General features: G+C 66.2%; 25 protein-coding genes. 2 read left to right on the top strand and 23 right to left on the bottom strand.

All coding sequences use genetic code 11. The annotated features are described in order from the left end of the window. Positions 1-17: 17 nt before the first annotated feature. The 5 genes from ACE10W_RS13040 to ACE10W_RS13020 form a co-directional block, all read right to left on the bottom strand. Positions 18-1,022, bottom strand: coding sequence for an ABC transporter ATP-binding protein (locus ACE10W_RS13040; protein WP_304551972.1), 1,005 nt, complete (start codon positions 1,020-1,022; stop codon positions 18-20). Beyond that, positions 1,019-2,032, bottom strand: a complete 1,014-nt coding sequence (locus ACE10W_RS13035; protein WP_304551970.1) for an ABC transporter ATP-binding protein — start codon at positions 2,030-2,032, stop codon at positions 1,019-1,021. The genes ACE10W_RS13040 and ACE10W_RS13035 overlap by 4 nt, the downstream gene beginning before the upstream one ends. Before the next feature lie 2 nt (positions 2,033-2,034). Further along, positions 2,035-2,928, bottom strand: coding sequence for an ABC transporter permease (locus ACE10W_RS13030; protein ID WP_304551968.1), 894 nt, complete (start codon positions 2,926-2,928; stop codon positions 2,035-2,037). Then, positions 2,925-3,875: an ABC transporter permease gene (locus ACE10W_RS13025; protein WP_028172154.1), complete on the bottom strand. Its 951-nt coding sequence runs from the start codon at positions 3,873-3,875 to the stop codon at positions 2,925-2,927. Before ACE10W_RS13025 ends, ACE10W_RS13030 begins: the two co-directional genes overlap by 4 nt. Positions 3,876-3,974: 99 nt before the next feature. Then, entirely contained in the window at positions 3,975-5,396 is a 1,422-nt protein-coding gene (locus tag ACE10W_RS13020) for an amidase (RefSeq protein ID WP_304553746.1), read from the bottom strand. 134 nt (positions 5,397-5,530) lie between these two features. On the opposite strand from ACE10W_RS13020, the gene ACE10W_RS13015 reads away from it, so the two are divergent. Continuing rightward, positions 5,531-6,418 carry a LysR family transcriptional regulator gene (locus ACE10W_RS13015; protein ID WP_028172156.1) on the top strand — a complete coding sequence of 296 codons (888 nt, stop codon included), beginning with the start codon at positions 5,531-5,533 and terminating at the stop codon, positions 6,416-6,418. 7 nt (positions 6,419-6,425) lie between these two features. On the opposite strand, the gene ACE10W_RS13010 is transcribed toward ACE10W_RS13015, so the two are convergent. The 15 genes from ACE10W_RS13010 to ACE10W_RS12940 form a co-directional block, all read right to left on the bottom strand. Continuing rightward, entirely contained in the window at positions 6,426-7,361 is a 936-nt protein-coding gene (locus ACE10W_RS13010; RefSeq protein WP_304551964.1) for a carbohydrate kinase, read from the bottom strand. 17 nt (positions 7,362-7,378) lie between these two features. Next, complete coding sequence (locus ACE10W_RS13005; RefSeq protein ID WP_304551962.1) at positions 7,379-9,025, bottom strand: FGGY-family carbohydrate kinase; 1,647 nt, start codon at positions 9,023-9,025, stop codon at positions 7,379-7,381. 39 nt (positions 9,026-9,064) lie between these two features. Then, positions 9,065-9,838 (bottom strand): SDR family NAD(P)-dependent oxidoreductase, encoded by a 774-nt coding sequence (locus ACE10W_RS13000; RefSeq protein ID WP_028172159.1) that lies wholly within the window; start codon positions 9,836-9,838, stop codon positions 9,065-9,067. 30 nt (positions 9,839-9,868) lie between these two features. After that, a complete protein-coding gene (locus ACE10W_RS12995; protein WP_011086008.1) occupies positions 9,869-10,876 on the bottom strand; it encodes an ABC transporter ATP-binding protein in 1,008 nt (335 codons plus the stop codon). Between the two features lie 15 nt (positions 10,877-10,891). Further along, complete coding sequence (locus ACE10W_RS12990; RefSeq protein WP_038966046.1) at positions 10,892-11,722, bottom strand: carbohydrate ABC transporter permease; 831 nt, start codon at positions 11,720-11,722, stop codon at positions 10,892-10,894. A 3-nt stretch (positions 11,723-11,725) separates the two neighbouring features. Continuing rightward, the gene (locus ACE10W_RS12985; RefSeq protein WP_161535692.1) at positions 11,726-12,598 is read right to left on the bottom strand and encodes a carbohydrate ABC transporter permease; all 873 of its coding nucleotides are present in this window, start codon (positions 12,596-12,598) and stop codon (positions 11,726-11,728) included. 96 nt (positions 12,599-12,694) lie between these two features. Beyond that, positions 12,695-14,005, bottom strand: coding sequence for a sugar ABC transporter substrate-binding protein (locus tag ACE10W_RS12980; protein WP_161535693.1), 1,311 nt, complete (start codon positions 14,003-14,005; stop codon positions 12,695-12,697). Between the two features lie 354 nt (positions 14,006-14,359). Continuing rightward, the gene (locus ACE10W_RS12975) at positions 14,360-15,310 is read right to left on the bottom strand and encodes a DNA-binding transcriptional regulator (protein ID WP_011086003.1); all 951 of its coding nucleotides are present in this window, start codon (positions 15,308-15,310) and stop codon (positions 14,360-14,362) included. A gap of 6 nt (positions 15,311-15,316) precedes the next feature. Further along, complete coding sequence (locus tag ACE10W_RS12970; protein ID WP_028172164.1) at positions 15,317-15,979, bottom strand: HAD family hydrolase; 663 nt, start codon at positions 15,977-15,979, stop codon at positions 15,317-15,319. A gap of 73 nt (positions 15,980-16,052) precedes the next feature. Next, complete coding sequence (locus tag ACE10W_RS12965; RefSeq protein ID WP_304551954.1) at positions 16,053-17,972, bottom strand: nitric oxide reductase activation protein NorD; 1,920 nt, start codon at positions 17,970-17,972, stop codon at positions 16,053-16,055. Between the two features lie 10 nt (positions 17,973-17,982). Then, positions 17,983-18,792 carry a CbbQ/NirQ/NorQ/GpvN family protein gene (locus tag ACE10W_RS12960; RefSeq protein WP_304551952.1) on the bottom strand — a complete coding sequence of 270 codons (810 nt, stop codon included), beginning with the start codon at positions 18,790-18,792 and terminating at the stop codon, positions 17,983-17,985. Positions 18,793-18,854: 62 nt separating this feature from the next. Beyond that, entirely contained in the window at positions 18,855-20,201 is a 1,347-nt protein-coding gene (locus ACE10W_RS12955) for a cbb3-type cytochrome c oxidase subunit I (protein WP_028172167.1), read from the bottom strand. A gap of 37 nt (positions 20,202-20,238) precedes the next feature. Continuing rightward, complete coding sequence (locus tag ACE10W_RS12950) at positions 20,239-20,691, bottom strand: cytochrome c (protein WP_011085998.1); 453 nt, start codon at positions 20,689-20,691, stop codon at positions 20,239-20,241. 95 nt (positions 20,692-20,786) lie between these two features. Continuing rightward, positions 20,787-21,047: a cytochrome C oxidase subunit IV family protein gene (locus ACE10W_RS12945; RefSeq protein ID WP_370205720.1), complete on the bottom strand. Its 261-nt coding sequence runs from the start codon at positions 21,045-21,047 to the stop codon at positions 20,787-20,789. Positions 21,048-21,049: 2 nt separating this feature from the next. Then, entirely contained in the window at positions 21,050-21,625 is a 576-nt protein-coding gene (locus ACE10W_RS12940) for a cytochrome c oxidase subunit 3 family protein (protein ID WP_304551947.1), read from the bottom strand. Between the two features lie 169 nt (positions 21,626-21,794). Here ACE10W_RS12940 and ACE10W_RS12935 point away from each other — a divergent pair, with 169 nt between their 5' ends. Then, positions 21,795-21,950 (top strand): hypothetical protein, encoded by a 156-nt coding sequence (locus tag ACE10W_RS12935; RefSeq protein WP_091892367.1) that lies wholly within the window; start codon positions 21,795-21,797, stop codon positions 21,948-21,950. Positions 21,951-22,052: 102 nt separating this feature from the next. On the opposite strand, the gene mmsB is transcribed toward ACE10W_RS12935, so the two are convergent. From mmsB to chvE, 3 genes are all read right to left on the bottom strand, one after another. Further along, positions 22,053-23,243, bottom strand: a complete 1,191-nt coding sequence (gene mmsB / locus ACE10W_RS12930) for a multiple monosaccharide ABC transporter permease (protein WP_011085994.1) — start codon at positions 23,241-23,243, stop codon at positions 22,053-22,055. Next, the gene (gene mmsA, locus ACE10W_RS12925) at positions 23,240-24,817 is read right to left on the bottom strand and encodes a multiple monosaccharide ABC transporter ATP-binding protein (protein WP_304551941.1); all 1,578 of its coding nucleotides are present in this window, start codon (positions 24,815-24,817) and stop codon (positions 23,240-23,242) included. Before mmsA ends, mmsB begins: the two co-directional genes overlap by 4 nt. Before the next feature lie 113 nt (positions 24,818-24,930). After that, the gene (gene chvE, locus ACE10W_RS12920) at positions 24,931-26,004 is read right to left on the bottom strand and encodes a multiple monosaccharide ABC transporter substrate-binding protein (protein ID WP_011085992.1); all 1,074 of its coding nucleotides are present in this window, start codon (positions 26,002-26,004) and stop codon (positions 24,931-24,933) included. Positions 26,005-26,034: the final 30 nt, after the last annotated feature.

Raw genomic sequence — 26,034 nt, 5'->3', positions numbered from 1 at the left:
CAATCCTGCGCCCGAGACTAACCCTCCGCAGCAGGCGGCGGCAACGCCATCACGGCCTCCGCCTTGTGACAGGCGGCAAGGTGTCCCTCGCCCACCTTGCGTAGCTCAGGCAGGGCCTCGCGGCAATGCTGGTCGGCGAGCGCGCAACGCGCGACATAGGGACACCCCGTGGCGGCCGCCGATTGCGAGGCGATCGCCTGGGCCCCGCGCCGGCGCCGGCCGCCGCCCGCGCGCGCCCGCGGCACGGCATCCAGCAGCGCCCGCGTATAGGGATGGGCGCAGCGCTCGAACAGATCCTCCGGCCGCCCCTGCTCGACGATCCGGCCGAGATACATCACCGCGACCTCGTCGCAGAGATAGTCGACGACGGCGAGGTCATGGCTGATCAGGACATAGCTCAAGCCAAACTGGTCCTGGAGGTCCTGCATCAGGTTCAGGACCTGGGCCTGCACGGAGACGTCGAGCGCCGAGACCGGCTCGTCCGCGACGATCAGCTTCGGTTGGGTGATCAGCGCGCGCGCGATCGCGATGCGCTGGCGCTGGCCGCCGGAGAATTCGTGCGGATATTTGTCCATGTCGGCATCGCGCAAGCCGACCTGGCGCAGCACCGCGGCGACGCGTTCCCGGAACGTGGTGCGATCAGCGCCGTCCAGCACGGTCAATGGCTCGGCAACGATGCGCGCGATGGTCTGGCGCGGATCGAGCGAGCCGTAAGGGTCCTGGAACACCATCTGGAAATCGCGACGCGCACGGCGCAGCTCGTCGGCTGGGAGGCGGTTGAGGTCGCGGCCGAGCAGCGCGACCTGCCCCGACGTCGGCCGCTCCAGCGCCATCACGACGCGCGCGAAGGTCGACTTGCCCGAACCGGACTCGCCGACGATGCCGAGGCTCTTGCCGGGCAGGACCTGCACGCTCACGCCGTTGAGCGCGCGCACCTGCCCGGGCGGACGGAACAGGCTCTCGCGCGGCAGCATGTAGCGCTGCTCCAGATCCCTGACGTCGAGAAGAGGCGCGGTGCTCATGCGGACAGGGCTCCGACATTCTCGGCCATCGAGACATCGGTGCGCACGCAGCGCACGACATGACCGGGTCCGACCTCGACCATCGGCGGCAGCGCGGCGCGGCACCGATCGATCACGAGCGGACATCGCGCGGAGAAGGTGCAGCCGGCCGGAAGATCCGCGAGCTCCGGCACGGTGCCCGAGATCGTCTTCAGCCGCGTCCCCTTGCGCGCGCCGAGCTTCGGACGGGCGCGGAACAGGCCTTGCGTATAGGGATGGCCCATGCGGCGGAACACCTCGTCGGTCGGCCCGCTCTCGACCACGGTGCCGCCATACATCACCATCATGCGCTGCACGTTCTCGGCGATGACGCCAAGATCGTGCGAGATCAGGATCATCGACATGCCGCGCTCCTCGACGAGATCGGCGATGAGGTCGAGGATCTGGCCCTGGATGGTGACGTCGAGCGCCGTGGTCGGCTCGTCCGCGATCAACAGGTCGGGCTCGCAGGCGAGCGCCATCGCAATGGTGATGCGCTGGCGCTGGCCACCGGAGAACTGGTGCGGATAGGCATCGACGCGCCGCGCCGGATCGGGCAGCCCGACGCGGTCGAGCAAGGCGATCGTCTCCTTCCGCGCCTGCGACGCCGAGTAGTTCTTGTGACGCCGCAGCGGCTCGGCGACCTGGTGGCCGATCGTGTGCATCGGATTGAGCGCGGTCATCGGCTCCTGGAAGATCATGCTGATGCGGTTGCCGCGCAGGCGGCAGTAATCCGCGTCCGCAAGCCCGGCGAGCTCGCTGCCATCGAGCTTGATGCTGCCGGTGACGACGGCGCTGTCCGGCAACAGGCCCATCAGGGACATCGCGGTCACCGACTTGCCGCAGCCGGATTCGCCGACGAGCCCGAGCGTCTCGCCGCGCTTCAGGGCAAAGCTGACGCCGCGCACGGCCTGCGCCGGCCCGCGGCTGGTGTTGAGGCGGACGCCAAGATTATCAACCTCGATCAGCGGCATGGTGGAGCGCTCAGCCATCCTCATCGCTCCCGCGCCAGTCGTGGATCGAGCAGATCGCGCAAGCCGTCGCCGAGGAGATTGAGACCGAGCACGGCGACCGCGATGGCGGCCCCCGGATAGACCGCGAGCATCGGCGACTGGAACAGCAGGGTCTGCGCATCGTTCAGCATGCGGCCCCAGGATGGCTGCGGCGGCTGCGTGCCGAGGCCGAGATAGGACAGTGCGGCTTCCGCGAGAATCGCGAGTGCGAACTGGATCGTCGCCTGCACGATCAGGATCGACAGGATGTTGGGCAGCACGTGCTCGATGGTGATGCGGAATCTTCCCTTCCCCGACGCTCGCGCGGCCAGCACGAATTCGCGCGCCCAGATCGCGTTGGCCGAGCCGCGCGTCAGCCGGGTCAATGTCGGGATCTGGAAGATGCCGATCGCGACGATCGAGGTCACCATGCCCGGCCCTACGACCGCGGCGAGCATGATCGCGGAGAGCACGGCCGGAAAGGCGAAGGTGAAGTCGGAGAAGCGCATGATGATCTCTTCGGTCCAGCCGCGCCGCGCCGAGGCGATCAGGCCGAGACAAACGCCGAAGGTGAGACCAATGCTGACCGCGATGACCCCGACCATGATGGTGGAGCGGGCGCCGGCGAGCAGCAGCGAGACGATGTCACGGCCGAAGGAATCGGTGCCGAGCCAGTGCGCCGCCGATGGCGGCCGGAGTTTTGAGGCGATGTCGATCTCGTAGGGCGACCACGGCGTCCACACCAGCGAAAGCAGCGCCGAGGCGAGCACCAGCAGGCTCAGCGCGCCGCCGAGGACAAAGCTGCGATGGCGCAGCGCGCGGCCCCAGAAGGTCTTGGCCGGCAGCCGGCGCGTCGCGACTGCTGCGTCAATCGGGGTGGTCAGGGGCGCGCTCACAGGTCGTGAACCTTGATGCGGGGATCGATGAAGGCATAGAGCACGTCGACCACGAAATTGACGATAACGACCATGGTCGCCAGCAGCATCACGCAATTGCGCACCACGATCAGGTCGCGGTTGGCGATCGACTGGAAGATCAGGCGGCCGAGGCCCGGCAGGTAGAACACGTTCTCGATCACGATTGTGCCGGCGAGCAGGTTGGCGAATTGCAGGCCCATCACCGTCATCACGGGGATCATGGCGTTGCGCAGCACGTGGCGCCACAGCACCTCGCGTTTGCCGAGCCCCTTCGCCCGCGCCGTCCGCACGAAATCCTCGCGCAGCACTTCGAGCACGGCCGAGCGCGTGACGCGGGCGAGGATCGCGGCCTGCACCACCGCGAGCGAGATCGCCGGAAGCAGCAGCGACTTGACCCCCAGCCAGATGCCGTCCTCCCAGCCGGCGAAGCCGCCCGCCGAGAGCCATTGCAGCCGCACCGAGAACAACAGGACCAGCAGGATCGCAAACCAGAAGTTCGGCAGCGCGATGCCGACCTGAGTCAGCGACATCACGCCGACATCGCCGAGCTTGTTGTGGTTGGCGGCGGTGTAGATGCCGGCCGAGAGCGCCAGCGTCACCGTGATCGACATGGCCATGATCGCGAGCGGAATGGTCAGCACCAGCCGCTCCGCGATCAGGCTGGCGACCGGCGTGCCGTAGACATAGGAGTTGCCGAGATCGCCGACGAGCAGGCCCTTGATCCATTGCAGGTAGCGAACCGCCAGCGGCTGGTCGAGCCCGAGCTTGACGGTGAGCGCGCGGACCGCGTCGGCCGAGGCATCGGCGCCCATCAGCATCTGCGCGGCGTTGCCGGGAAGCGCATCCAGCACCAGGAAGATGATCAGCGACGCGCCGACCAGCGTCGCCAGCAAGGTCAAGACACGTCGGAGGACAAATACGCTCATGCGCGCCCGGTTTCGAAGCTCATCCGCGGCACGATCAACATGTCCGGACGGCGGACGCAAGTGCTTTGCGCGCAAGTGCTTTGCTGCATGCGCATGTCGTTATTCCGGCCAGCGGGACAGAAGGTCGACGGAGGCCTCGAACAGCGTGCTGACGCGGAGCAATTCCGCATCAGCCCGGAAGCGGCCGACGAGCTGAAGCCCGATCGGCAGGCCGTCGCGGCCGAAGCCGGAGGGAAGGCTGACGGCGGGATGCCCGGTCATGTTGAACGGCATGGTCCAGGGGAACCAGTGCGGCCGGACGCTGTCGAAATGCGCCCCGTCGATCTCGATGGTGCCGAACAGATCCTGCTTGATCGGCAGCGCGGAGCGCGTGAGCGTCGGCATCGCCAGGAAGTGGCCGCGCGCAAGCAGGGATTGCACGCGGCGGAACAGCGCGGTGCGCGCGAACATCGCCTCCTGGTAGTCAACGCCGCTGACCTCGGTGGCAAGCGCGAGCTGCTTGAGGAACGCCTCGCTCAGCTCGTCCTTGTGCTCGGCCGCGAGTTTTGCAAAGCGCGTGCGCCAGACGGTGTGGTTGATGGCGCGCCAGATCGGCTCGATGTCGAAACCCTCGCCGGAGAATTCCTCGAGCTCGGCGCCGAGCCCGGCCAGCCGGTCGAGGCTCGCCCTGAAGCTGGCCGCGACCTCGGCGGACACCGGACGGCCCGGCGGCGTCAGGCAGTACAGGATCCTCAGCCCGCGCAAATCGCCGCGCGGGGCGGCGGTGCCGACGAAGTCGGATACGGGAATGCCGATCGACCAGGGATCGCAGGGGTCCTCGCCCGCCATCGCCTGCATCATCAGCGCGGTATCGGCGACGGTGCGCGTCGTCGGCGTGACATAGGTCTGGTTGCCGAACACATCCAGCGCCTGGCTGTGCGGGATGATTCCGTTGCTCTGCTTCAGGCCGACCACGCCGTTGCAGGCCGCTGGAATCCGCGTCGAGCCGCCGCCGTCGGTCGCGACCGCGAGCGGCGCGATGCCGCTGGCAACAGCAACCGCCGCGCCGCCGCTGGAGCCGCCGGAGGAGCGGCAGGCGTCCCACGCATTGCGAGTGCGGCCGAACAGCGGCGAATCCGTCAGGCACTTGCTGCCGAATTCCGGCGTCGTGGTCTTGCCGATCAGGATCGCACCCTCGCTGCGCAGCCGCGCGACCGCCACCGCGTCCTCAACAGGCACATTGTCCTTGTAGGGAACGGCGCCGAAGGTGGTCTTCACCCCCTTGGTGTTGACGATGTCCTTGACGGTGTAGGGAATGCCATGCAGCAGGCCGAGCGGCTCGCCGGCCATGACCCTGCGCTCGGCGGCGCGCGCGGCCGCCATCGCCTCGTCGCCGCAGATCGTGATGAAGCAGTTCAACTGGGGCTGGAGCGCCTCGGCGCGCGCGAGCACGGCCCGGGTGATCTCGACGGGCGAGATCCGCTTGTCGGCGATGAGGCCGCGCAGTTCGGTTGCGGACAGCAGGCAGGGATCGCCGTTCATCGTCACATCACGCTCCGAAGCCGGCCACCGTTGGCCAAGGCATTAGACAAGCCATTGACAGCCAGAATGACAGTTTTGTTAACTCGCCGTCCAATACGATTTTGGTCGCCAACCCATACGTTTTCGGTATGCCAATGGATCTTCGTCGGCTCCGCTATTTCGTCGCCGTCGCCGAGGCACGCAGCGTCGGCAAGGCCGCCGAGCGGCTGCGCATGGCGCAGCCGCCGCTCTCGGTCCAGATCCGCAAGCTGGAGGCCGAGGTCGGCGCGCCGCTGTTCCGCCGCGGCACCCGCGGCATGGACCTGACCGAGGCGGGCCAGGCGCTGCTGGTGCGCGCCAGCGAGGCGCTGGCGCTGGCGTCCGACGGCATCGAGGCCGCCCGCGCGGTCGCATCCGGCAAGCGCGGGCGGCTGTCGGTCGGCTACATGTTCGTGCTGGCCAATGCGATCCTGCCGCGGCTGATCCCCGAGCTGCGCCGCTCGGTTCCCGGTGTCGACCTCGACTTCGCCGAGCTCAGCGCATCGACACGCGAGGCGCGGGTGCTCGATCGCAGCGTCACGGTCGCGCTGTGCATGCCGGCAATCAACCATCCCGAGATCCAGGTGGCGCGGATCGGTGCACAGCGCTTCATGCTGGCGATGCCGACCAGCTCGCCGCTCGCCCGCCTGGGCTCCGTGCCGATGGCCCGGTTGCACGGACGTCCGCTGATCGCGCTGCCGCATCCGGACCATGGTCCCGCATCGTCCGCCGTGGTCCCCCTGCTGCGCCGGCACCAGGTGGTGATGCCGATCGCGAGCCGCGTGGAGACGGTGCATTCGGCGATGAGCCTGGTGCTGGCGGGCGAAGGCCTCGCGATCCTGCCGGCCTGCGCGCAGCTCGGCGCCCCGCGCGGCATCGTGTTCAGGCCGCTCCGCGATGCCACCGACTCCCTCGACATCGCGGTGTGCTGGCGGCGGGATTCGCAGAGCCCGCTGATCGGAACCTTCATCAAATGCGCCGAGAAGGCCGTCGCGCGGATGTGACGCGGCGCTACGGGCTCCAGGTGATCTCGTGGCTCCAGGGCGGATCGGCGCCCGGGCGGGTGCAGGTCAGGCCGGCGCAATTGGCGGCAAAGGACAGCGCGCGGCGGAGCTCGTCGGCATTGATGACTTTCAGCTGCTGCCGCGCCAGACGTCCCTGCTTGTGCAGGGCGAACAGCAGCGCCGCCTGAAAACTATCGCCGGCGCCGATGGTGTCGGCGACCGCGACCTTGGGCGCGGTGACCTCGATCTGCCCTGCGCCGGCGTGCCAGGCGATCGCGCCGTTGTTGCCCCGGGTGACGACGACGAGGCTCGTGCCCTGCCCGAGCAGCGTGCTCGCGCGCTGTTGATAGGGCTCGTCGCCGAAGAGATAGGCGAAGTCGACGTCCGACATCTTGATGAGATCGGCGCTATGCGCGAACTCGGCCATGCGGGCGAGATAGGCCGGCTTGTCCTTGACGAGGTTGGGGCGGCAGTTCGGATCGAACGAGATGGTCGACGACATCCGCGCGTCCGCGATCAGGGCTTTCGTTTCGGCGGCGCCCGGGTCGTTGACCAGCGTGGTCGAGCCGACATGGAGGACTTCGACCGTATCGAAGGGAATGGACCCGCGCCGGTAGGTCCAGTTCCGTGTCGCCGTCTCGGCATCGTAGAAGGCGTAATGCGACTCGCCCGCGACGATGCGCACGAAAGCGAGCGTGGTCTGGTGATCGCTGCGGGTGGCAAGACCGAGCTCGACATGCGAGGCGGTTGCGTGGTCCGCGATCAAACGTCCGAACAGGTCGGTGGAGATGCCGCCGACGAAGCCGGTCGGCGCGCCCAGCCGCGCCATGCCGATCGCGACGTTGAGGCAGGAGCCGCCGACCGCGGGCATCACCGCCTCGCGTCCATCGGCGTTTCGCGTCGGCACGAAATCGATCAGCGCATCGCCGCTAGCAATCAGCATTCGTTTCAACCCCGAATTCAGTCCTTTGCGATGTCGCGCATCGCGGCACGGCTGCCGCGATCGACCTCGCGCAGCAACTTGTACACCTCGCGCTTGCGGGCGTGAAACGCGGCCATATCAGGCGCGGTCGGCTCGCTCGTGCGTCCCAGCGCCGACATCTTTGCCATGGTCTCGCCGATCGAGGCACAGGCGCCGCCGGCCACCGCCCCGAGCATCGCGGCGCCGAGCAGCACCGGCTCCCTGGTCTGCGGCAGCGCGACGGTGAGGCCTGTGGTGTCGGCCATGATCTGGCGCACCAGCGGACTGCGGCTGGCGCCGCCGCCCATGATCATGATGCTGGAGCGGACGCCATGCGCGGCAAAGGCCTCGATCACCTCGGCAAGCCCGTAAGCGAGCCCGCAAAGGCCAGCGACGAACAGCCGCTCCATCGAAGCGGCATCGGTGTCGAGATCGAGGCCCGCGATCACCGCGCGCGTATCTGGGTCGGCGTAAGGCGAACGGTTGCCGATGAATTCGGGCAGGACGTGGACATCGCGGGCGAGCAGCGCGGCGCGGCTGGCATCGCCGGCGCGCGCGATGATGCGGCGCTCGAGGAAGTCGATGAGGTCGAGGCCCTCGCCCCGCGCAGCCGCGCTCGCCTCGGCAAAGCCCGGATGCGATTTGAGGAGATGGTCGATCGCCGCGCCCGCCGCCGACTGCCCGCCCTCGTTGAGCCAGAAGTCCGGCACCATGCCGGAATAATAAGGCCCCCACACGCCCGGCACGAAGCACGGCTCCTTCGTCGTCGCCATGATGCAGGCCGACGTTCCCATGATGTAGGCGAGGCGGTCGCTGACATCGGTCGTTCCGCCCGAGCCGTCGCGACCGCCGATCGCGCCGATGCCGCCGGCATGCGCGTCGATCAGGGATGCGCCGACCGGCGTTCCCGGCGACAGGCCGAGCTCAGCGGCGGCCGTGCGGGTGAGGCCTGCGCCGAGCCGCGTGCCCGGCGCGACGATCTCGGTGCCGATGCGGGCGTATTTCTCGTTGACGAAGTCGGACAGCCCGATGCGCTTGAAGAATTGCGCGCTCCAGCCGCCACCGTCATGGGCGAGATAGTTCCACTTGCAGGTGACGGTGCAGGTCGAGCGTTGCAGCGAGCCGGTTGCGCGCCAGGTCAGGTAATCTGCCAGATCGAAGAAGTGGCCTGCGGCATCGAAGCTCGCGCGCAGATGGCGCTTCAGCCACAACAGTTTTGGCATCTCCATCTCGGGCGAGATCGAGCCGCCGACATAGCGCAGCACCGCATCCTCGGTCTCGTTGATCAGCCGCGCCTCGGCGGTGGCGCGATGGTCCATCCAGACGATGACATTGCGCTGCGCCTCGCCTGAGGCGCTGACGGTGAGCGGCTCGCCCTGGCGGTCGAGCACCACGAGGGAACAGGTGGCGTCGAAGCCGATGCCGCCGACGCTGTCGGGCGCAATGGCAGCTTCCGCCATCGCCGCCCGCACGGATTTTGCGCAGGCCTCCCAGATGTCCCGGGATGACTGCTCGACGATATCGCCGGCCTCGTGCCAGATCCTGATCGGGTGCCGCGCCGTCGCCAGCAGCGTGCCGGCCTCGTCGAACACCCCTGCCCGCGTGCTGGTGGTCCCCACGTCGACGCCGATATACGCTCGCGGCATTGTCGCTCCTGGTCGCTCTCGTCAGTTTTGACGGCAAGCCTACCAGCAAGTGTAGCCGCCATCCACCAGCACGATGCTGCCGGTCATCAGGCTCGCGGCTTCCGAGGAGAGGAACAGCACGACGGAGGCGATCTCCTCGACCTGCCCCATCCGCGCCATCGGGGTTCCGCCGATCCAGGCGTCGTACATTTTGGGATTGCTCTTCACGAAGGCGTTGAGCGGCGTCTCGATATAGGTCGGCGCCACCGCGTTGACGCGGATGCCGCGCGCGCCCCATTCCGCGGCGAGCGACTTGGTCAGATGGTGCACGCCGGCCTTGGAGGCATTATAGAAACACTGTTCCTGCGGCTTGTTGACGATGAAGCCGGACATCGAGCCGACATTGACGATGGCGCCACTTTGCGCCTTCAGCATGTGCTTGCCGAATTCGCGGCAGCACCAGAAGGTGCCGTTGAGGTTGACGTCGATGACGTTGAGCCAGTGCTCGTCGGTCACGGTCTCCGCCGGCGTCTCGCTGCGGGCGATGCCGGCATTGTTGACGAGGATGTCGACCCTGCCGTGGCGGGCGACGAGGTCATTGGCGACCTCGGCGACGCGCCTGGTATCGGTCACGTCCATGATCGCGGTCTCGGCGTCAAACCCCTTGGCTTTCAGGCTGGCCTTGGCGCTGTCGGCGACCTTGCTGTCGCGGTCGCCGATGACGACCCTGGCGCCGGCTTCGGCGAGCGCCTCGGCGCAGGCGAGCCCAATGCCCTGCCCGCCGCCGGTGATGAACGCGGTCTTGCCGTTCAGCTTGAATTTTTCCAGGTACATGTTGGTCTTTCCGTTCTTTGCCGTCTCTTGTCAGCCGCGAAGCGCGTTGCCGCTCGCATCGAAGCGGTGGATCCGCGCGGGGTCCGGCACCAGCGACACGTGATCGCCGGCATGCAGGCTCAATTCGCCGATGTAGCGCGCGGTCAGCATGCCGAGCGGACCGGCATCGACGTAGAGAAAGGTGTCGCTGCCGAGATGCTCGGCGACCGCGATCGTCCCCTGCCAGCCGCCGGCGCCATCGCGCTCGATCCTGAGGTGCTCCGGCCGCACGCCGATCGTGGCCGCGCCCTGCTGCCTGGCGAGTTCGCCGGTGACGAAGTTCATCTTGGGCGAGCCGATGAAGCCGGCGACGAAGAGATTGGCAGGCTTCTCGTAAAGCTCCAGCGGCGAGCCATATTGCTCGATCTTGCCGCCGTTGAGCACGACGATCTTGTCGGCCATGGTCATGGCCTCGACCTGGTCATGGGTGACGTAGATCGCGGTGGTGCCGAGCTGCTTCTGGAGCCGCGTCACCTCGATGCGCATCTGTACGCGGAGCGCGGCATCCAGGTTCGACAGCGGCTCGTCGAACAGGAACGCCTTGGGCTCGCGCACGATGGCGCGGCCGATCGCGACGCGCTGGCGCTGGCCGCCGGAAAGCTCGCGCGGCTTGCGGTCGAGGTAGGGCGTGAGGTTCAGCGTCGCGGCGGCGGCCTCGACCTTGCGGTTGATCTCGTCCTTGGGCAGCCCCGCCATCTTCAGGCCGAAGCCGATATTGCCGCGCACGCTCATGTGCGGATAGAGCGCGTAGGACTGGAACACCATGGATAACCCGCGCTTGGCGGGCGGCGTGTCGACGACGTTCTTGCCGTCGATCAGGATCTTGCCGCCGGAGACGTCCTCGAGGCCGGCGATCAGCCGCAACAGCGTGGTCTTGCCGCAGCCGGAGGGACCGACGAACACCACGAAGGAGCCGTCGGCAATGTCGAGATCTGCGCCCTTGATGATGTGCACGGGGCCGAAGGATTTCTGCACGTCCTGAAGTGTGATCTGACCCATGATCCGGCAGCCCCTCTACTTCACCGCGCCGAAGGTCAGCCCGCGTACGAGCTGCTTCTGGCTGAACCAACCGAGGACGAGAATGGGCGCGATCGCCAGCGTCGAGGCCGCCGACAGCTTTGCCCAGAACAGCCCTTCCGGGCTCGAATAGGAGGCGATGAACGTGGTGAGCGGCGCGGCGTTCGAGGTCGACAGGTTCAGCGTCCAGAACGCCTCGTTCCAGGCCAGAATCAGATTGAGCAGCAGGGTCGATGCCAGACCCGGGATCGCCATCGGCGTCAGCACGTAGACCAGCTCGCGGCCGATGGTGGCGCCATCCATGCGCGCGGCTTCGAGGATGTCGCGCGGGATCTCCTTGAAATAGGTGAACAGCATCCAGATCACGATCGGCAGATTGCCGAGGCACAGGATGAAGACGAGGCCGATGCGGGAATCGAGCAGGCCGAAGGTCTTGTAGATCAGGTAGATCGGCACCAGCACGCCGACCGGCGGCATCATCTTGGTCGAGAGCATCCAGAGCAGGATGTCCTTGGTGCGCTTGGTCGGCGCGAACGCCATCGACCAGGCCGCCGGGATGGCGATCAAGAGCGCAATGAGCGTCGAGCCGCCGGCGATGATGACCGAGTTCATGGCGTGGTGCAGATAGTCGCTCCGCTCCTGCACGGTCGCGTAATTTTCCGTGGTCCAGTGGAAGAACAGGAAGGACGGCGGAATGGCGAAGGCCTCGAGCTCGGTCTTGAAGCTTGCCAGCACCATCCAGAGGATCGGGAAGAAGATCAGGAAGCCGAAGAACCACGCCCCGATCGTCGAGATCACCACCCGCTGCGTCGTTGCCATCCGCGCCATGCTTCAAGCCTCCAAATTGCGGCCGACGATGCGGACGAGGAAGAAGGCGACGACGTTGGCGATCACCACCGCGACGAGGCCGCCGGCGGAGGCGCTGCCGACGTCGAACTGGATCAGCGCCTGCGAATAGATCAGGAAGGCGATGTTGGTGGTCTGCAGGCCCGGCCCGCCGCCGGTGGTGACGAAGATCTCGGCGAACACCGTGAGCAGGAAAATGGTCTCGATCAGGATCACCACGGTGATGGGACGCGCCAGATGCGGCAGCGTGATGTAGATGAAGGCCGAGACGGCGCTCGCGCCATCCATCTCGGCGGCCTCCTTCTGCTCCTCGTCGAGCGATTGCAGCGCGGTCAGCAGGATGAGCGTCGCGAACGGCAGCCATTGCCAGGCGACGATCAGGATCACCGCGAACAGCGGCACGTCGTTGAACCAGTCGATCGGCGTCAATCCGAGCAGCTTGGCGAGCCAGGCGAACAGCCCGGACACCGGATGCATCAACAGGTTCTTCCAGACCAGCGCGCTCACCGTCGGCATCACGAAGAACGGCGCGATCACCATCAGGCGCACGATGTTGCGGCCGATCACGGGCTGGTCCATCAGCAACGCCAGCGGAATGCCGAGCAGAATGGTCATGGCCAACACCGAGCCGACCAGCACCAGCGTGTTCTGGAGCGACGCGAGGAAGGCGGGATCGGTGAGGAAGTAGCGGAAGTTTTCCAGCCCGACGAATTCTTCCGAGCCGGGATCGAGCAGGCTGTAGTGCAGCGTCGAGAAATAGATCGTCAGCGCGAGCGGGACGATCATCCAGATGAAGAGCAGCCCGACGGCCGGGGTCAGGAGCGCGCGCGCCAGAAACTGCGTCTGCCGGGTTGCCATCCCTGACTTCTCCGCTTGCCGAAAGAAGGCGGCCATCCATCCGGGGCTGGACTGGAGGATGGCCGCCAGTTTGAGCTCAGGAGGGAGAGCTCGGGTTCACTTGATGTAACCGGCGCGCTTCATCTCGCGCTCGGTCACGGATTGCGCCGCGGTGAGCGCGGCATCGACCGTCATCGAGCCCGAAAGCGCCGCCGAGAACTGCTGGCCCACCTGGGTGCCGATGCCCTGGAATTCGGGGATCGCGGCATATTGCACGCCCACGTAAGGCACCGGCTTCACCGTCGGCTTGTTCGGATCGGCGGCGTCGATCGAGGCCAGCGTCAATTTGGCGAAGGGCGCGACCTTCAGATATTCAGGGTTCTGGTAGAGCGAGGTGCGGGTGCCCGGCGGCACGTTGGCCCAGCCCTCCTTCGAGGCCACGAGTTTCGTGTAGTCCTTGCTCGTTGCCCAGGCGATGAACTTTTCGGCCGCTTCCGCCTTCTTGGAGCCGGCGGGGATCGCGAGATTCCAGGCCCACAGCCAGTTGGCGTTCTTGCCGAGCCCGGTGTTGGGCGCGAGCGCAAAGCCGACCTTGTCGGCGACCTTGGAGTCCTTGGGATTGGTGACGAAGGACGCCGCCACCGTCGCGTCGATCCACATCGCGCATTTGCCGGCGTTGAACAGTGCCAGGTTCTCGTTGAAGCCGTTGGAGCTCGCGCCGGGAGGGCCGGCGTCCTTCATCAGGTTCACATAGGTCGTGAGCGTCGTCTTCCATTCCGGCGTATTGAACTGCGGCACCCACTTCTCGTCGAACCAGCGCGCACCGTAGGAATTGGCCATCGCGGAGAGGAACGCCATGTTCTCGCCCCAGCCAGCTTTGCCGCGCAGGCAGATGCCGTAGACGCCCGCGTTCTTGTCGGTCAGCTTCTTGGCGGCGTCGATGACGAAATCCCAGGTCGGCTTCTCCGGCATCTTCAGGCCGGCCTTGTCGAACAGGTCGGTGCGGTACATCACCATCGAGCTCTCGCCGTAGAACGGCGCGGCATAAAGCTTGCCGTCGGCAGAGACCGCGTCCTTGATCCTGGGCAGCAGGTCGGCGACGTCGTAATCGGCGCCGAGATTGGCGAGCGGCACCAGCCAGCCCTTCTTGGCCCAGATCGGCACCTCATAGGTGCCGATGGTGAGCACGTCGAACTGGCCGCCCTTGGTGGCGATGTCGGTGGTGACGCGCTGGCGCAGCACGTTCTCCTCCAGCGTCACCCATTTCACAGTGATATCGGGGTTCTTCTTGGTGAATTCACCGGTCAGCCCCTGCATGCGGATCATGTCGCCGTTGTTCACGGTGGCGATCGTCAGGGTGGTTTCGGCCATCGCGGGGATGGCCAGCAGGACGGACGCGCCGCAGACGGCGCCGAGGACGTGTTTCACGGTGACCTCCCTCAAACTCGCGTTTTGAGCATATGCCCACGCGTTGGGCGTATGTTCAACTCACGGACGGAAGATTGTCAAGCAGGCGCGCAGGCGTTTGGGCAACTTCTGAGTGCTGCGATGCGGGAGGGGGCGGGAGGTCGTGCTGCGCAGAAGCGACGATAGTTGTTCGGAACGGGCGCCGCGGCCTGCATCACCTCTCCCGCTTGCGGGAGAGGTCGTATCGCATCGAAGATGCGATACGGGTGAGGGTTCTCTCCTCTTGGGGGGCCCCACTGCGGAGACACCCTCTCCCCAGCCCTCTCCCGCAAGCGGGAGAGGGAGCGCAGCTCCGTTGCCGCTACAGCGAACGGCCTACCGCTCCAGGATCGCCCTGGCCGTCGCCTCGTCGGTGATCAGGCCGTTGATCAGGCCCCCGCTCAACGCCGCCGCGATCGCCGGGACCTTGGCCGCGCCGACCGCGGCGCCAATGGTCGTGGTCTTCGCCGGCACTTCCGGCGGGATGCTGGTGAGGCGTTTGTTGGTGCCGGCCTTGAGCAGGCGACCCTTGGCGTCATAGGCCCAGCCGGTGATCTCGCCGATCGCCCCCTGCCGCATCATCTCGAACAGTTCGTCGCGGGTGACGAAGCCGTCGATGTGGACCTGCGCCTTCTGGTCCATCTGGCCGATGCCGACGAGGCGCAGATCCGCCTTGGCCGCGACCGCCTTCACCTTGGCGATCGGCTCGATGCGCACCATCCTGTTGCGCTCGTCCTCCGACGACATCAGGAACGGCAGCGGCATCGGGTAGTGCCGCGCCCCGGTGCGGTCGGCGAGCCGCCCGACGGTGTCGTAGAAGCTCGCCGAACCGTCGGCGGAGATGTTGCCGACCAGCGAGACGATCTGGTGATTGGGCCGGTCGATCGGCGTGACGCGCTCGACCGCGGCGCGCACCGCCCGCCCGGTGCCGAGCGCGACGATGACGGGCGTTTCGGAGCGCAGCGTGGAATCGAGCAGGTTGGCGCAGCGCTCGGCAATGCCGGCGGTCGCCTGCGGCGCGGCGGGATCTTCTGGCACCACCTCGCAATGGACGAGATCGAACCGCTCCTTCAGACGCGCCGCCAATTCCATGCAGGCGGCGATGGGATGTTCGAGCCGGAAGGTGATCAGCCGCTCGGCAAGGCAGAGCGAGACCAGCCGCTGCGCCGAGGCGCGCGAGACCTGGAGCATTTTTGCGATCTCGTCCTGGGTGTGGCCGGCAATGAAATAGAGCCAGCCGGCCCGCGCGGCGTCGTCGAGTCTCGACTTGTCGTTCTCGGCGGCCATGCGGGCTCACATCTCCCAGAAATCGCTCATGCGCGCGAAGACCCGATCGGCCCCGGCGGCGGACAATATAGCCCGGCCGTCGCGGGCGCGATAATGGCTGCCGCCGACAAATCCCCATACGGTCATGCCGGCCGCCCTGCCGGCCTGCACACCGCTGACGCTGTCCTCGATCACCAGCGTGCGCGCGGGCTCCGCGCCCATCTGCGCCGCCGCGTGGAGAAAGAGATCCGGCGCCGGCTTGCCGTGCCTGACCATCTGCGCTGTGTAGAGCCGCGCGCCGAAATGCGCCCGAAGGCCGGTGACATCGAGCGAGAGCGAGACACGGTCGATGTCGCTGGACGAGGCCACGCAGAACGGCGCGGCGAGCCCGGAGATCACCGCCCCTACCCCGGGGATCGGCTCGAGCGAAGCAGAGAACGTCTCCAGCACACGCGACTTCAATCGCGGCAGGAAGCCATCCGGCACGACCTGCCCGAGATCACGGTAGTGCTGCTCGATCGCCCTGGTGCTGCGCCCGAGAAACAGCTCGAGCGCCTGCTCCTCGCTGAGCGCGAGGCCGAATTCGGCCAGCACCTCGGACAAGCACCGGCAGCTCAAGAGCTCGCTATCGACGAGCACGCCGTCACAATCGAAGATGATGAGATCGGGTTTTGGCCGGCCTTGGTCCATTCGGACATTCGATCATATACTCACCGCATGGGCAATAGCTCAGGCAAGAACGCGGTGCCGCGGCGTTCCCGCCTCAATGCGCCACCTGCCGGTAGATCGCCGGCAGCGCCGCAGGCAATCGCTTGATGTTGCCGACGATCGCATAGCCGCCGCGCCCGAACAGCGTTGGAAAATAGGATTGCGCGGTCGCGTCGACCGTCACGCCGAAGACGGCGATGCCGAGCCGGCGCGCTTCCTGCACGGACTTCCTGGTGTCCTCGACCGCAAAGCGCCCCTCGTAGTGATCGACGTCGTTCGGCTTGCCGTCGGTGAGGACGAGCAGCAGCTTCTTGCGCTGCGGCTGGCGCGCCAGCTCGGCCGAGGCGTGGCGCACTGCGGCGCCGATCCGCGTATAATAACCGGGCTTGAGCGCGCCGATGCGGCGCTCGACCAGTCCGCTCATCGGTTCGCCGAACGCCTTGATCGTTTCGAGCCGCACCCAGGACCGCCGGCGCGAGGTGAAGGTCAGGATGCTGTGGTGGTCGCCGCAGGCCGACAGCCCGTGTGCGAGCACGAGCAACGCCTCCTTCTCGACGTCGAGCACGCGGTAGCCGTCAACCCAGGCATCCGTCGAGAGTGAGACGTCCGCGAGCAGCGTGACGGCGAGATCGTGCCCTTGCGGCCGCATCGCCGTGTGGACGCGATCAAGACCCGCGCCATTGCCGCCGGCGCGAAGATCGCACCGCGCGCGCACGAGCGCATCAAGATCGAGATCGTGTCCGTCGGCCTGCGCACGCATCAATTCGTGGCGCGGCCGCAGGATCTCGAAGCGGCGGCGCACCTGGCGGATGTGGCGGCGCATGGTCTCGTCCGGCGTCCAGCTCTCACCTCGCTCGGAGGCCGCGCCGGCGAGCACGCGGCAATGATCGGACAGATAGGAGCTGCTGCGATAATCCCATTCGGGATAGGTCAAATCCGCGTTCAGGCGCGAGGCGTCGAGGGCTTCCGGCGGCAGGTCGAGATCGAATTTGAAGCGGCTCGCCGGCTTGCCGCTGCGGCGGCTGAGCGTGATCTCCTCGAGATCGTCGGCCGCCTTCTGTGCGTCTTCGTCATCGCTGTCGTCGGCCGGGCGATCGACATTGACCATCTCGGCCATCGCGAGGATCTTTTCGAAACGGTTGAGCACGAAGGGATCGCGGCGATTGGCGCCGTCCTCGCGCTCGCGGACGGCGAAACGCTTGCGATTGTCCTGGGCTGCGGGCTCCGCGCCATCAGCGCACTCGTCCTCGCCGGCATGCGCGGGCGACAGCTCGCGCGTCCAGCAATCGCCCCAGAGCGGGCACGGCAGGATCGAATGATAGCCCGGCGGCGCCTTGTCCGGCAGCGGCTCCGTTCCCATCATCGCCGGCCATAATTTGCCCGCGGGCGCAGGTCCCGCTCCGAGCAGGGCGAGAACGATCTGCTCGATCTCCTGCTCGATGCGCGGCAACGGACGCCGCGGCCGGGCCGCGGCGGTTGCCGCGGCAAGCTGCGCGTAATCGGCGACGAGCCCGGGAAACTGCGTGAGCACAAAGACCGCCGTTTCGGCGGCGCGGCGCAGCACCAGCAGATCGCGCCTGAGCGGATCGGCCTCCACAATCGTCTCGATCGGCGCGACCGCGAACCATGCCGCGAGCCAGCGATAGAGGCATGCGTTGAGCTCGCGGTCGGGAAAGATCGCGATGCGATCGGGCAGGAAGATGGTTGCGGCGTCGCGGCCCGGCTGCTCGAGACGCTCGTCGCCGAGGCCGATGCGTTGCCGCCAGCCGAGCCGGTGACCGGACTTGCGGGCGCCGGCGCTTGCGATCTGCACGCCGGCCTCGCCACCGAGCGCACGGAACATCACCGCGATCCGGCCCCTCACCTCCGCCAGCGACACCGCGTGATCGACGTGAACCGGATAGCTCGCGGTGCCGCCGACCATCCGGTGCCAGGCACGGCCGACCGTCTCCTCCAGTTCGAGGAAGTCGAGCATGGGCCCGGCCTCACCCGATCACGGCGCGCGCGACGTCGAGCAGCGCGGCCTTGACGTCGCCGTCGTCGGTCAGGGGCTCGATCATGCCGGCCAGCACGGCATCGGCGATCGGCGTGCCTGCCGCAATCAGCGTGGCGCAATAGACGACGAGGCGCGTCGAGACGCCCTCCTCCAGATCGTGCCCCCTAAGTGCGCGCAGCCGCCCGGCGAGCGCAACCAGCGGCCGCACGCGATCCGGCGGCAGCCCGCTCTCGGCGGACACCACCGCGACCTCCTGCTCTGGGGCTAAGAAGCCGAACTCGATGGCGACGAAGCGCTGCCGCGTCGAGGGCTTCAGCGCCTTGAGCAGCGTCTGGTACCCAGGATTGTAGGACACGACGAGCATGAAGCTCTTCGGTGCCGCCAGCTCCTCGCCGGTGCGCTCCAGCGGCAGGATGCGGCGATCATCGGTGAGCGGATGCAGCACCACGGTGACGTCCTTGCGCGCTTCCACCACCTCGTCGAGATAGCAGATGCCGCCCTCGCGCACCGCGCGCGTCAGCGGACCGTCGGTCCATACGGTGTCGCCGCCCTTCAGCAGATAGCGGCCGGTGAGATCGGCGGCGGTGAGATCGTCGTGGCAGGCCACGGTGTGGAGCGGCAGTCCGAGCCGTGCCGCCATATGCGCGACGAAGCGCGTCTTGCCGCAACCGGTCGGCCCCTTGAGCAGGACCGGAAGCTGATGACGCCAGGCGTGCTCGAACAGCGCGCATTCATTGCCGGTTGCGACATAGGCCGGCAACGCGGGCGCCGAGGTCACCGTGTGAAGGGCAGGTTTCATGATGTCTCTCCGGACTTTCCAGGAAGCAGGCGGCCGCGGCGAACCGCGGCCGCCATTTGCGTTTACTCAGCCGGCTGCAGCGCGGCGGGCACGGTCGCCTGCTTCTCGCGGCCCGGCACCAGCACCGCCCAGACGAACATCAGCGCGGAGATCGCGACGAACACGCCGGAACCGAGCCGGACCCAGTAGAACATCGCGAGCTGGTCCTGCACGTCCATGTAGCTCTGGCCGAGCACGCGCTGGAGGTGGACCTGGACCACGCCGGCGAAGGTCAGCGCAAAGGTCATGGTCATCATGGCCGTGCACATGATCCAGAAGCTCGTCATGCTGAGCCACTGGTTGTATGGCGCGCGTCCCTTCAGCTGCGGGATCGCATAGGCCATCACCGACAGGTTCAGCATCACATAGGCGCCGAAGAAGGCGAGATGGCCGTGCGCTGCGGTGACCTGGGTGCCGTGGGTGTAGTAGTTCACCGAGGACAGCGTGTGCAGGAAGCCCCAGACGCCGGCACCGAGGAACGCCATCACCGAGCAGCCGACCGACCACAGCAGCGCGGCGCGGTTCGGATGCTTGCGGCCGGCCTTCCAGGTCATCTGCACGGTGAAGATCACCATGGTGAAGAACGGCGCGACCTCGAGCGTCGAGAACAGCGAGCCGATCCACTGCCAGTAGCCGGGCGCGCCGATCCAGTAGAAGTGATGGCCGGTGCCGAGGATGCCCGAGAACAGGGCAAGGCCGATGATGACGTAGAGCCACTTCTCGACCACCTCGCGGTCGATGCCGTTGAGCTTGATCATCAGGTAGGCGAGCACGGAGGCCATGATCAGCTCCCAGACGCCTTCGACCCAGAGATGGACGACGTACCACCAGTACATCTTGTCGACGGCGAGGTTCGCCGGATTGTAGAACGCGAACAGGAAGAAGATCGCAACGCCCCACAGGCCGAACAGCAGGATGTTGGTCACCGTGGTCTTGCGGCCCTTCAGCGCCGTCATGGTCACGTTGAACAGGAACATCAGGCAGACCACGACGATGCCGACCTTGATGATGAAGGGTTGCTCGAGGAATTCGCGGCCCTCGTGGTAGTGGAAGAGATAGCCGACCACGGCGACGCCGGCCGCGCCGAAGAACATCCAGAACTGGATCTTCGCCAGCAGCGGGCTGTACAGCTCGGTCTCGGTCTCTTCCGGGAGCAGGAAGTAGGTCGCACCCATGAAGCCGATCAGCGACCATACGATCAGCGCGTTGGTATGGATCATCCTGACGATGTTGAACGGCAGGAGGGTCGACAGGGTGTTGGGCAGGACGTAGATGGTTCCGGCGAGCAGGCCGAACAGGACCTGGGCCAGGAACAGCGTCAGCGCGCCGTAGAAATACAGCATCGCGACTTTCTGGGTCTGATATTTCATCTCGGTTCTCTCTGTCTTGAAAGAGGATTAGCGGCGCTCAACCGGCCTTGTTCGGCGGCCAGTCCTGGCGCTTGATCGTGCTCACCCATTGCAGGAAGTCGGCAAGATCGTTGAGCTCCTGGTCGGTCAGGTTGAACTGCGGCATCTGCCGCCGGCCCTCGGCGCCCGACGGCTGCGACTGCATCCAGGCCTTCAGCGTTTCGCGCGCGCTTGCCGGATCTTCCTTGCCGCCCCAGCGATCCCAGACGTTGCCGACCTCGGGCGCGAAATAGGCGCCCTCACCGAGCAAGGTGTGGCAGTTGATGCAGGAGTTCTTCTCCCAGACATGCTTGCCGCGGGCGACCGACGACGTCAGCGTCGACGCGTCCGTCGAGGTCGTGGCCATGTAGTAGTGGCTGTGCGCCGTCAGCCCTATGAAGATGGCGAAGAAAAAAGCCGAGCCGCCGTAGAAGACGTTTCGAGCGGCCGACTTGGTCAGGCGTTCAGCCATTGCCAATCCTTTCCGGTTGATTCCTGTCGAGGTCCGATGCTGTGATTTATTGCCGCTTCGCGCGGCCGGTTCTTTGTCAGGGCGCAATGAGCGCGTCAGATCAGGGCGACGACGGCCGACACGGACCAGGCAAAGAGCACGACGATGACGACCCAGGCGCTCACGAGGCCGCGCCAGAGCGCCGGCGCGGCGCGGAGATCGAGGAAATCGAGCACGATCCGGCGCCCCTTGAGCGCGGCGAAGGCCAGCAGCAGGGCGTTGCCGAGCAGCGGACGCGTCACAAGGGATGGCACCAGGACGGTCGCGAGCGCGAGGCCGACCAGCACGATCCATGTGAGGTCGAGACGATCCGGCATCATCAGCGCACCAGATACAGGATCGGAAACATGACGATCCAGAGCAGGTCGACCATGTGCCAGAAGGCGGCCCCCGTCTCGACGCCGATCACCTCCGCCCCCCGGGAAACCACGGCCAGGATCACGATGCCGAGGCCGACATGCAGGAGATGAAAGCCGGTGAGAAGGAAGTACAGCGTGAAGAACGGGCTGGTCTCCAGCCCGTTTCCCTGCGCGATCTCGCCGGCATATTCGAGCAGCTTGATCGCGATGAAGACGCCGCCGAGGGCCATGGCACCGAACAGCCAGCCGCGCGCGGCCTGCTTGCGTTGTGCCCGTGCGGCAGCCGTGCCGCGGGCCGCGGCCCAGCCGCTGGTCACCAGGACGATTGTGTTGAGCCCGGCGAGATGCGCATCGAGCGTGGCCTGTCCGGCCGCGAACATCGCGGGATGAATTGCGCGGGCGACGATGAAGGCGCCGAAGAACAGGCCGAACGCGGCCAACTCGCTGAAGATCAGCACCCAGATCATGGGATCGCCGGGGAGTTCCTCGAGGATGCCCCAGCCGGTTCCCTGTTGTTCGCAATCGGTTACCGACATCTGCCTTCCGGATCAGGACACCGGACAGACTTAGCTGACCCGCCCCGATCCGAGTTTGTCGGCGGACAAACTGGTGGATTGCGCCGGCTTGTTTGCGCCGACGCAACGTCCACCCGCCCGGATCACGGTAGGAACCGCCTCAGGATTTTAGGGAGCGGCGAGCAACGATATGAGCGACGCACAAATCGGGCTGATGACCGCGACCCCCATCATCATCGCGTTCGCCATCGCGCTCAGGCGGATGGGGGTACTGTCGACCGTGGCGACCGTCTCGGCGGTCAGCCTCTCCGTCGCCATCGCGGCGGTGCTGTTCACGACGCAGTAGCGGCTGCCGTAGGGTGGGCGCGTGCCCACCACTTCTCGCGCGATCGTGGAAAGGTGGTAGGCACGGCGCTTACGCGCCTTTGCCGACCCTACAACAGTCCACTCACCGCCGCTGATTATACACGTCGATGCACACCGCTCCCAGCAGCACCAGGCCCTTGATGACCTGCTGATAGTCGATGCCGATGCCGAGGATGGACATGCCGTTGTTCATCACGCCCATGATCATGGCGCCGACCACGGCGCCGCCGACGCGGCCCACGCCGCCATAGGCCGAGGCGCCGCCGATGAAGCAGGCAGCGATGACGTCGAGCTCGAAGCCCAAGCCCGCCTTCGGCGTTGCGGTGTTGAGGCGCGCGGCGAAGACGAGGCCGGCGAGCGCGGCCAGCACGCCCATGTTGACGAAGGTGAGGAAGGTCAGCCGCTCGGTCTTGATGCCCGACAGGCTTGCCGCCTTGGCATTGCCGCCGACCGCGTAGATCTGCCGCCCGATCACGGTGCGACGGGTGACGAAGCCGTAGAGCGCGATCAGCGCGCCCATGATCACCAGCACGTTGGGCAGGCCGCGATGCGAGGCGATCAGATAGGTGAAGTAGAGCACGGCGCAGGCCAGCAAAATGCTCTTGCCGAGAAAGAAGGCATAAGGCTCGACCTCGATGCCGTGCGACTGCTCGCGCGACCGGCCCTTGGCGCTGACATAGACGAGGCCGAGCGCGAGCACGGCGCCGATCAGCATGGAGGTCGGATGCAGCGTGCCGGCCTCGGGCAGTATCTCCGGAATGAAGCCCGAGGACAGTTTCTGGAAGGTCGCCGGGAACGGCCCGAGCGACTGGCCCTGCAACACCGCAAGCGCAAGACCCTTGAACACGAGCATGCCGGCCAGCGTCACGATGAAGGACGGGATCTTGAAATAGGCCACCCAATAGCCCTGCGCCGCGCCGATCGCCGCGCCCAGCAGCAGGCAGGCGATGAAGGCCAGCGTGTAGTCGACCTTGTACGTCACCATCAGCACGGCGGCCACCGCGCCGACGAAGCCCGCGACCGAACCGACCGAGAGGTCGATATGGCCGGTAACGATCACCAGCAGCATGCCGAGCGCCATGATGACGATGTAGCTGTTCTGGAGCACCAGGTTGGTCAAATTGAGCGGCTGCAGCAGCGTGCCGCCGGTCATGACCTGAAAGAACAGCATGATCGCGATCAGCGACATCAGCATGCCGTAATTGCGCAAATTGTTCTTGATGAAGCTGCCGTGCCGGCGCTCCTCGGGCAGCGAAACCGTCTTGTCGGTCATGGCTGCAATCCTCCCATCTCCGCGGCCTCAGGCACGCCGTTTCCGTTGCTTCTCTGGTTGCGCATGATGGCGCGCATGATCTTCTCCTGCGTCGCTTCCGTGCCGGAGAACTCGCCGACGAAAGCGCCGTCGTTCATCACGCAGATGCGGTCGCAGATGCCGAGCAGCTCGGGCATCTCCGAGGAGATGACCACTACGCCGCGGCCGGCCTCCGCAAGCTCGTTGATGATACAGTAAATCTCGTATTTGGCACCGACGTCGATGCCCCTTGTCGGTTCGTCCAGGATCAGCACCTTGGGGTCGGTCATCAGCCATTTCGACAGCACTACCTTCTGCTGGTTGCCGCCGGAGAGCTGGCCGGTCTCCTGGTAGACGTCGGAGCAGCGGATGCGCATGCGATTCCTGTAGTCGCTGGCAACCTTCAGCTCGGCGATGTCGTCGATCACCCTCCCCGGCGCGACCTGGTCGAGGCTGGCGAGCGTGATGTTCTTGCGGACGTCGTCGGCGAGGATCAGCCCGAGCTGCTTGCGGTCCTCGGTGACATAGGCAAGGCCGGCATCGATTGCGGCCGCGACGCTCGGCAGCACGATCTCCCTGCCTTCGAGCCGGATATGGCCGCTGATATTGGTGCCCCAGGAGCGGCCGAACAGGCTCATGGCGAATTCGGTGCGGCCGGCGCCCATCAGCCCGGCGATGCCGACGACCTCGCCGCGCTTGACGCCGAAATTGACGTTCTTGATGACCTGCCGCTCGGGATGAATGGGGTGATAGACCGACCAGTTCTCGATGGCGAGCACGGGCTCGCCGATCTTCACGCTGCGCTCGGGGAAGCGATGGGCGAGATCGCGGTTGACCATGCTGCGGATGATGCGGTCTTCCTGGATCGGCTCGGCACGGCAGTCGATGCTGTCGACGGTGCGGCCGTCACGCAGCACGGTGATGTGGTCGGCGACCTTGGCCACCTCGTTGAGCTTGTGCGAGATCAGGATCGAGCCGATGCCCTGCTCGCGGAACGCCATCAGGCGTTCGAGCAACGCGGCGCTATCGGCTTCGTTGAGGCTCGCGGTCGGCTCGTCCAGGATCAGCATGCGCACCCGCTTGGACAGCGCCTTGGCGATCTCGACCAGCTGCTGCTTACCGACGCCGAGGTCGGTGATCAGCGTATCCGGCGATTCCCTCAGGCCGACCTGCGCCAGCAGCTCGCGGGTGCGCCGGTACACCTCGTCGCGGTCGATCACGCCGAATTTCGACGGCGGATGCGACAAGAAGATGTTTTCGGCGATCGACATCAACGGGATCAGCGCCAGCTCCTGGTGGATGATGATGATGCCGAGCGCCTCGGAATCGTTGATGTCACGGAAGCGGCGCTCCTCGCCCTCGAAGATGATGGTGCCCTCGTAGCTGCCGTGCGGATAGACGCCGCTGAGCACCTTCATCAGCGTGGACTTGCCGGCGCCGTTCTCGCCGACAAGCGCGTGGATCTGCCCGGCGTGAACCGAGAAGTTGACGTCGCGCAGCGCCTGGACGCCGGCAAAGCTCTTGCTGACGTTGCGCATCTCCAGCATGGCGGTCATGGCTTTGGTGTCCTAAATCGCGGTCGTTCCGGGGCGCCCGAAGGGCGAACCCGGAACCTCGAGATTCCGGGTTCGATGCTACGCATCGCCCCGGAATGACGGAACAAGAACGTCTACTGGAACTGCGACTTCTTGTAGTAGCCGCTGTCCACCAGAACCTTCTCCCAATTGTCCTTGTAGACCACGACCGGCTTGAGCAGATAGGACGGAACCTTCTTGACGCCGTTCTCATAGGTGTTGGTGTCGTTGACCGTGACCTGCTTGCCGGCGAGCGCGGCGTCGACCATGTCGGCGGTCACCTTGGCGAGATCGCGGGTGTCCTTGAAGATGGTCGAATACTGATCGCCGCGCAGCATCGCCTTGATCGAGGGCACCTCCGCGTCCTGGCCCGAGATGACGGGCATCGGCTGGTCGGCGCTGCCATAGCCCACGCCCTTCAGCGAGGAGATGATGCCGATCGAGAGGCCGTCATAGGGCGACAGCACGGCGTTGACCTTCTTGTTGCCGTAGTAGGCGCTGAGCAGGTTGTCCATGCGGGCCTGCGCGGTGGCGCCGTCCCAGCGCAGGGTCGCGACCTTGTCCATGCCCATCTGGCCGGACACGACGACGAGCTTGCCGCTGTCGATGTAGGGCTTCAGCACGCTCATGGCGCCGTTGTAGAAGAAGTAGGCGTTGTTGTCGTCGGGCGAGCCGCCGAACAGCTCGATGTTGAACGGACCCTTGCCGTCCTTCAGGCCGAGACCCTGCACGAGCGACTCCGCCTGGAGCACGCCGACCTGGAAATTGTCGAAGGTCGCGTAGTAGTCGACGTTCGGCGTGCCGCGGATCAGGCGGTCATAGGCAATCACCGTGATGCCTTTTGCTTTCGCCTGCTTGAGCACGTCGGACAGCGTGGTACCGTCGATCGCGGCGATCACCAGCGCCTTCGCGCCCTTGGTCACCATGTTCTCGACCTGCGAGAGCTGGTTCGGGATGTCGTCCTCGGCATATTGCAGGTCGGTGTTGTAGCCGCGCTCCTTCAGCACCTTGACCATGTTGTTGCCGTCGTCGATCCAGCGCGCCGACGATTTGGTCGGCATGGCGATGCCGACGGTCGCCTTGTCCTGCGCGGAGGCGGTGACGCCCGCGGCCATCGTCGCAGCGCCGGCCAGCGCCAGCGCGAGGAATGTCGTCTTCAGTTTCAGCATGCTTCACTCCCTTGGGTGTCAGACTGTTTT

This window comes from Bradyrhizobium sp. B025 (assembly GCF_042257955.1).
In the GTDB taxonomy this organism is placed as follows: Bacteria; Pseudomonadota; Alphaproteobacteria; order Rhizobiales; family Xanthobacteraceae; genus Bradyrhizobium; species Bradyrhizobium diazoefficiens.
This window is presented reverse-complemented; position numbering and strand designations above follow the sequence as displayed.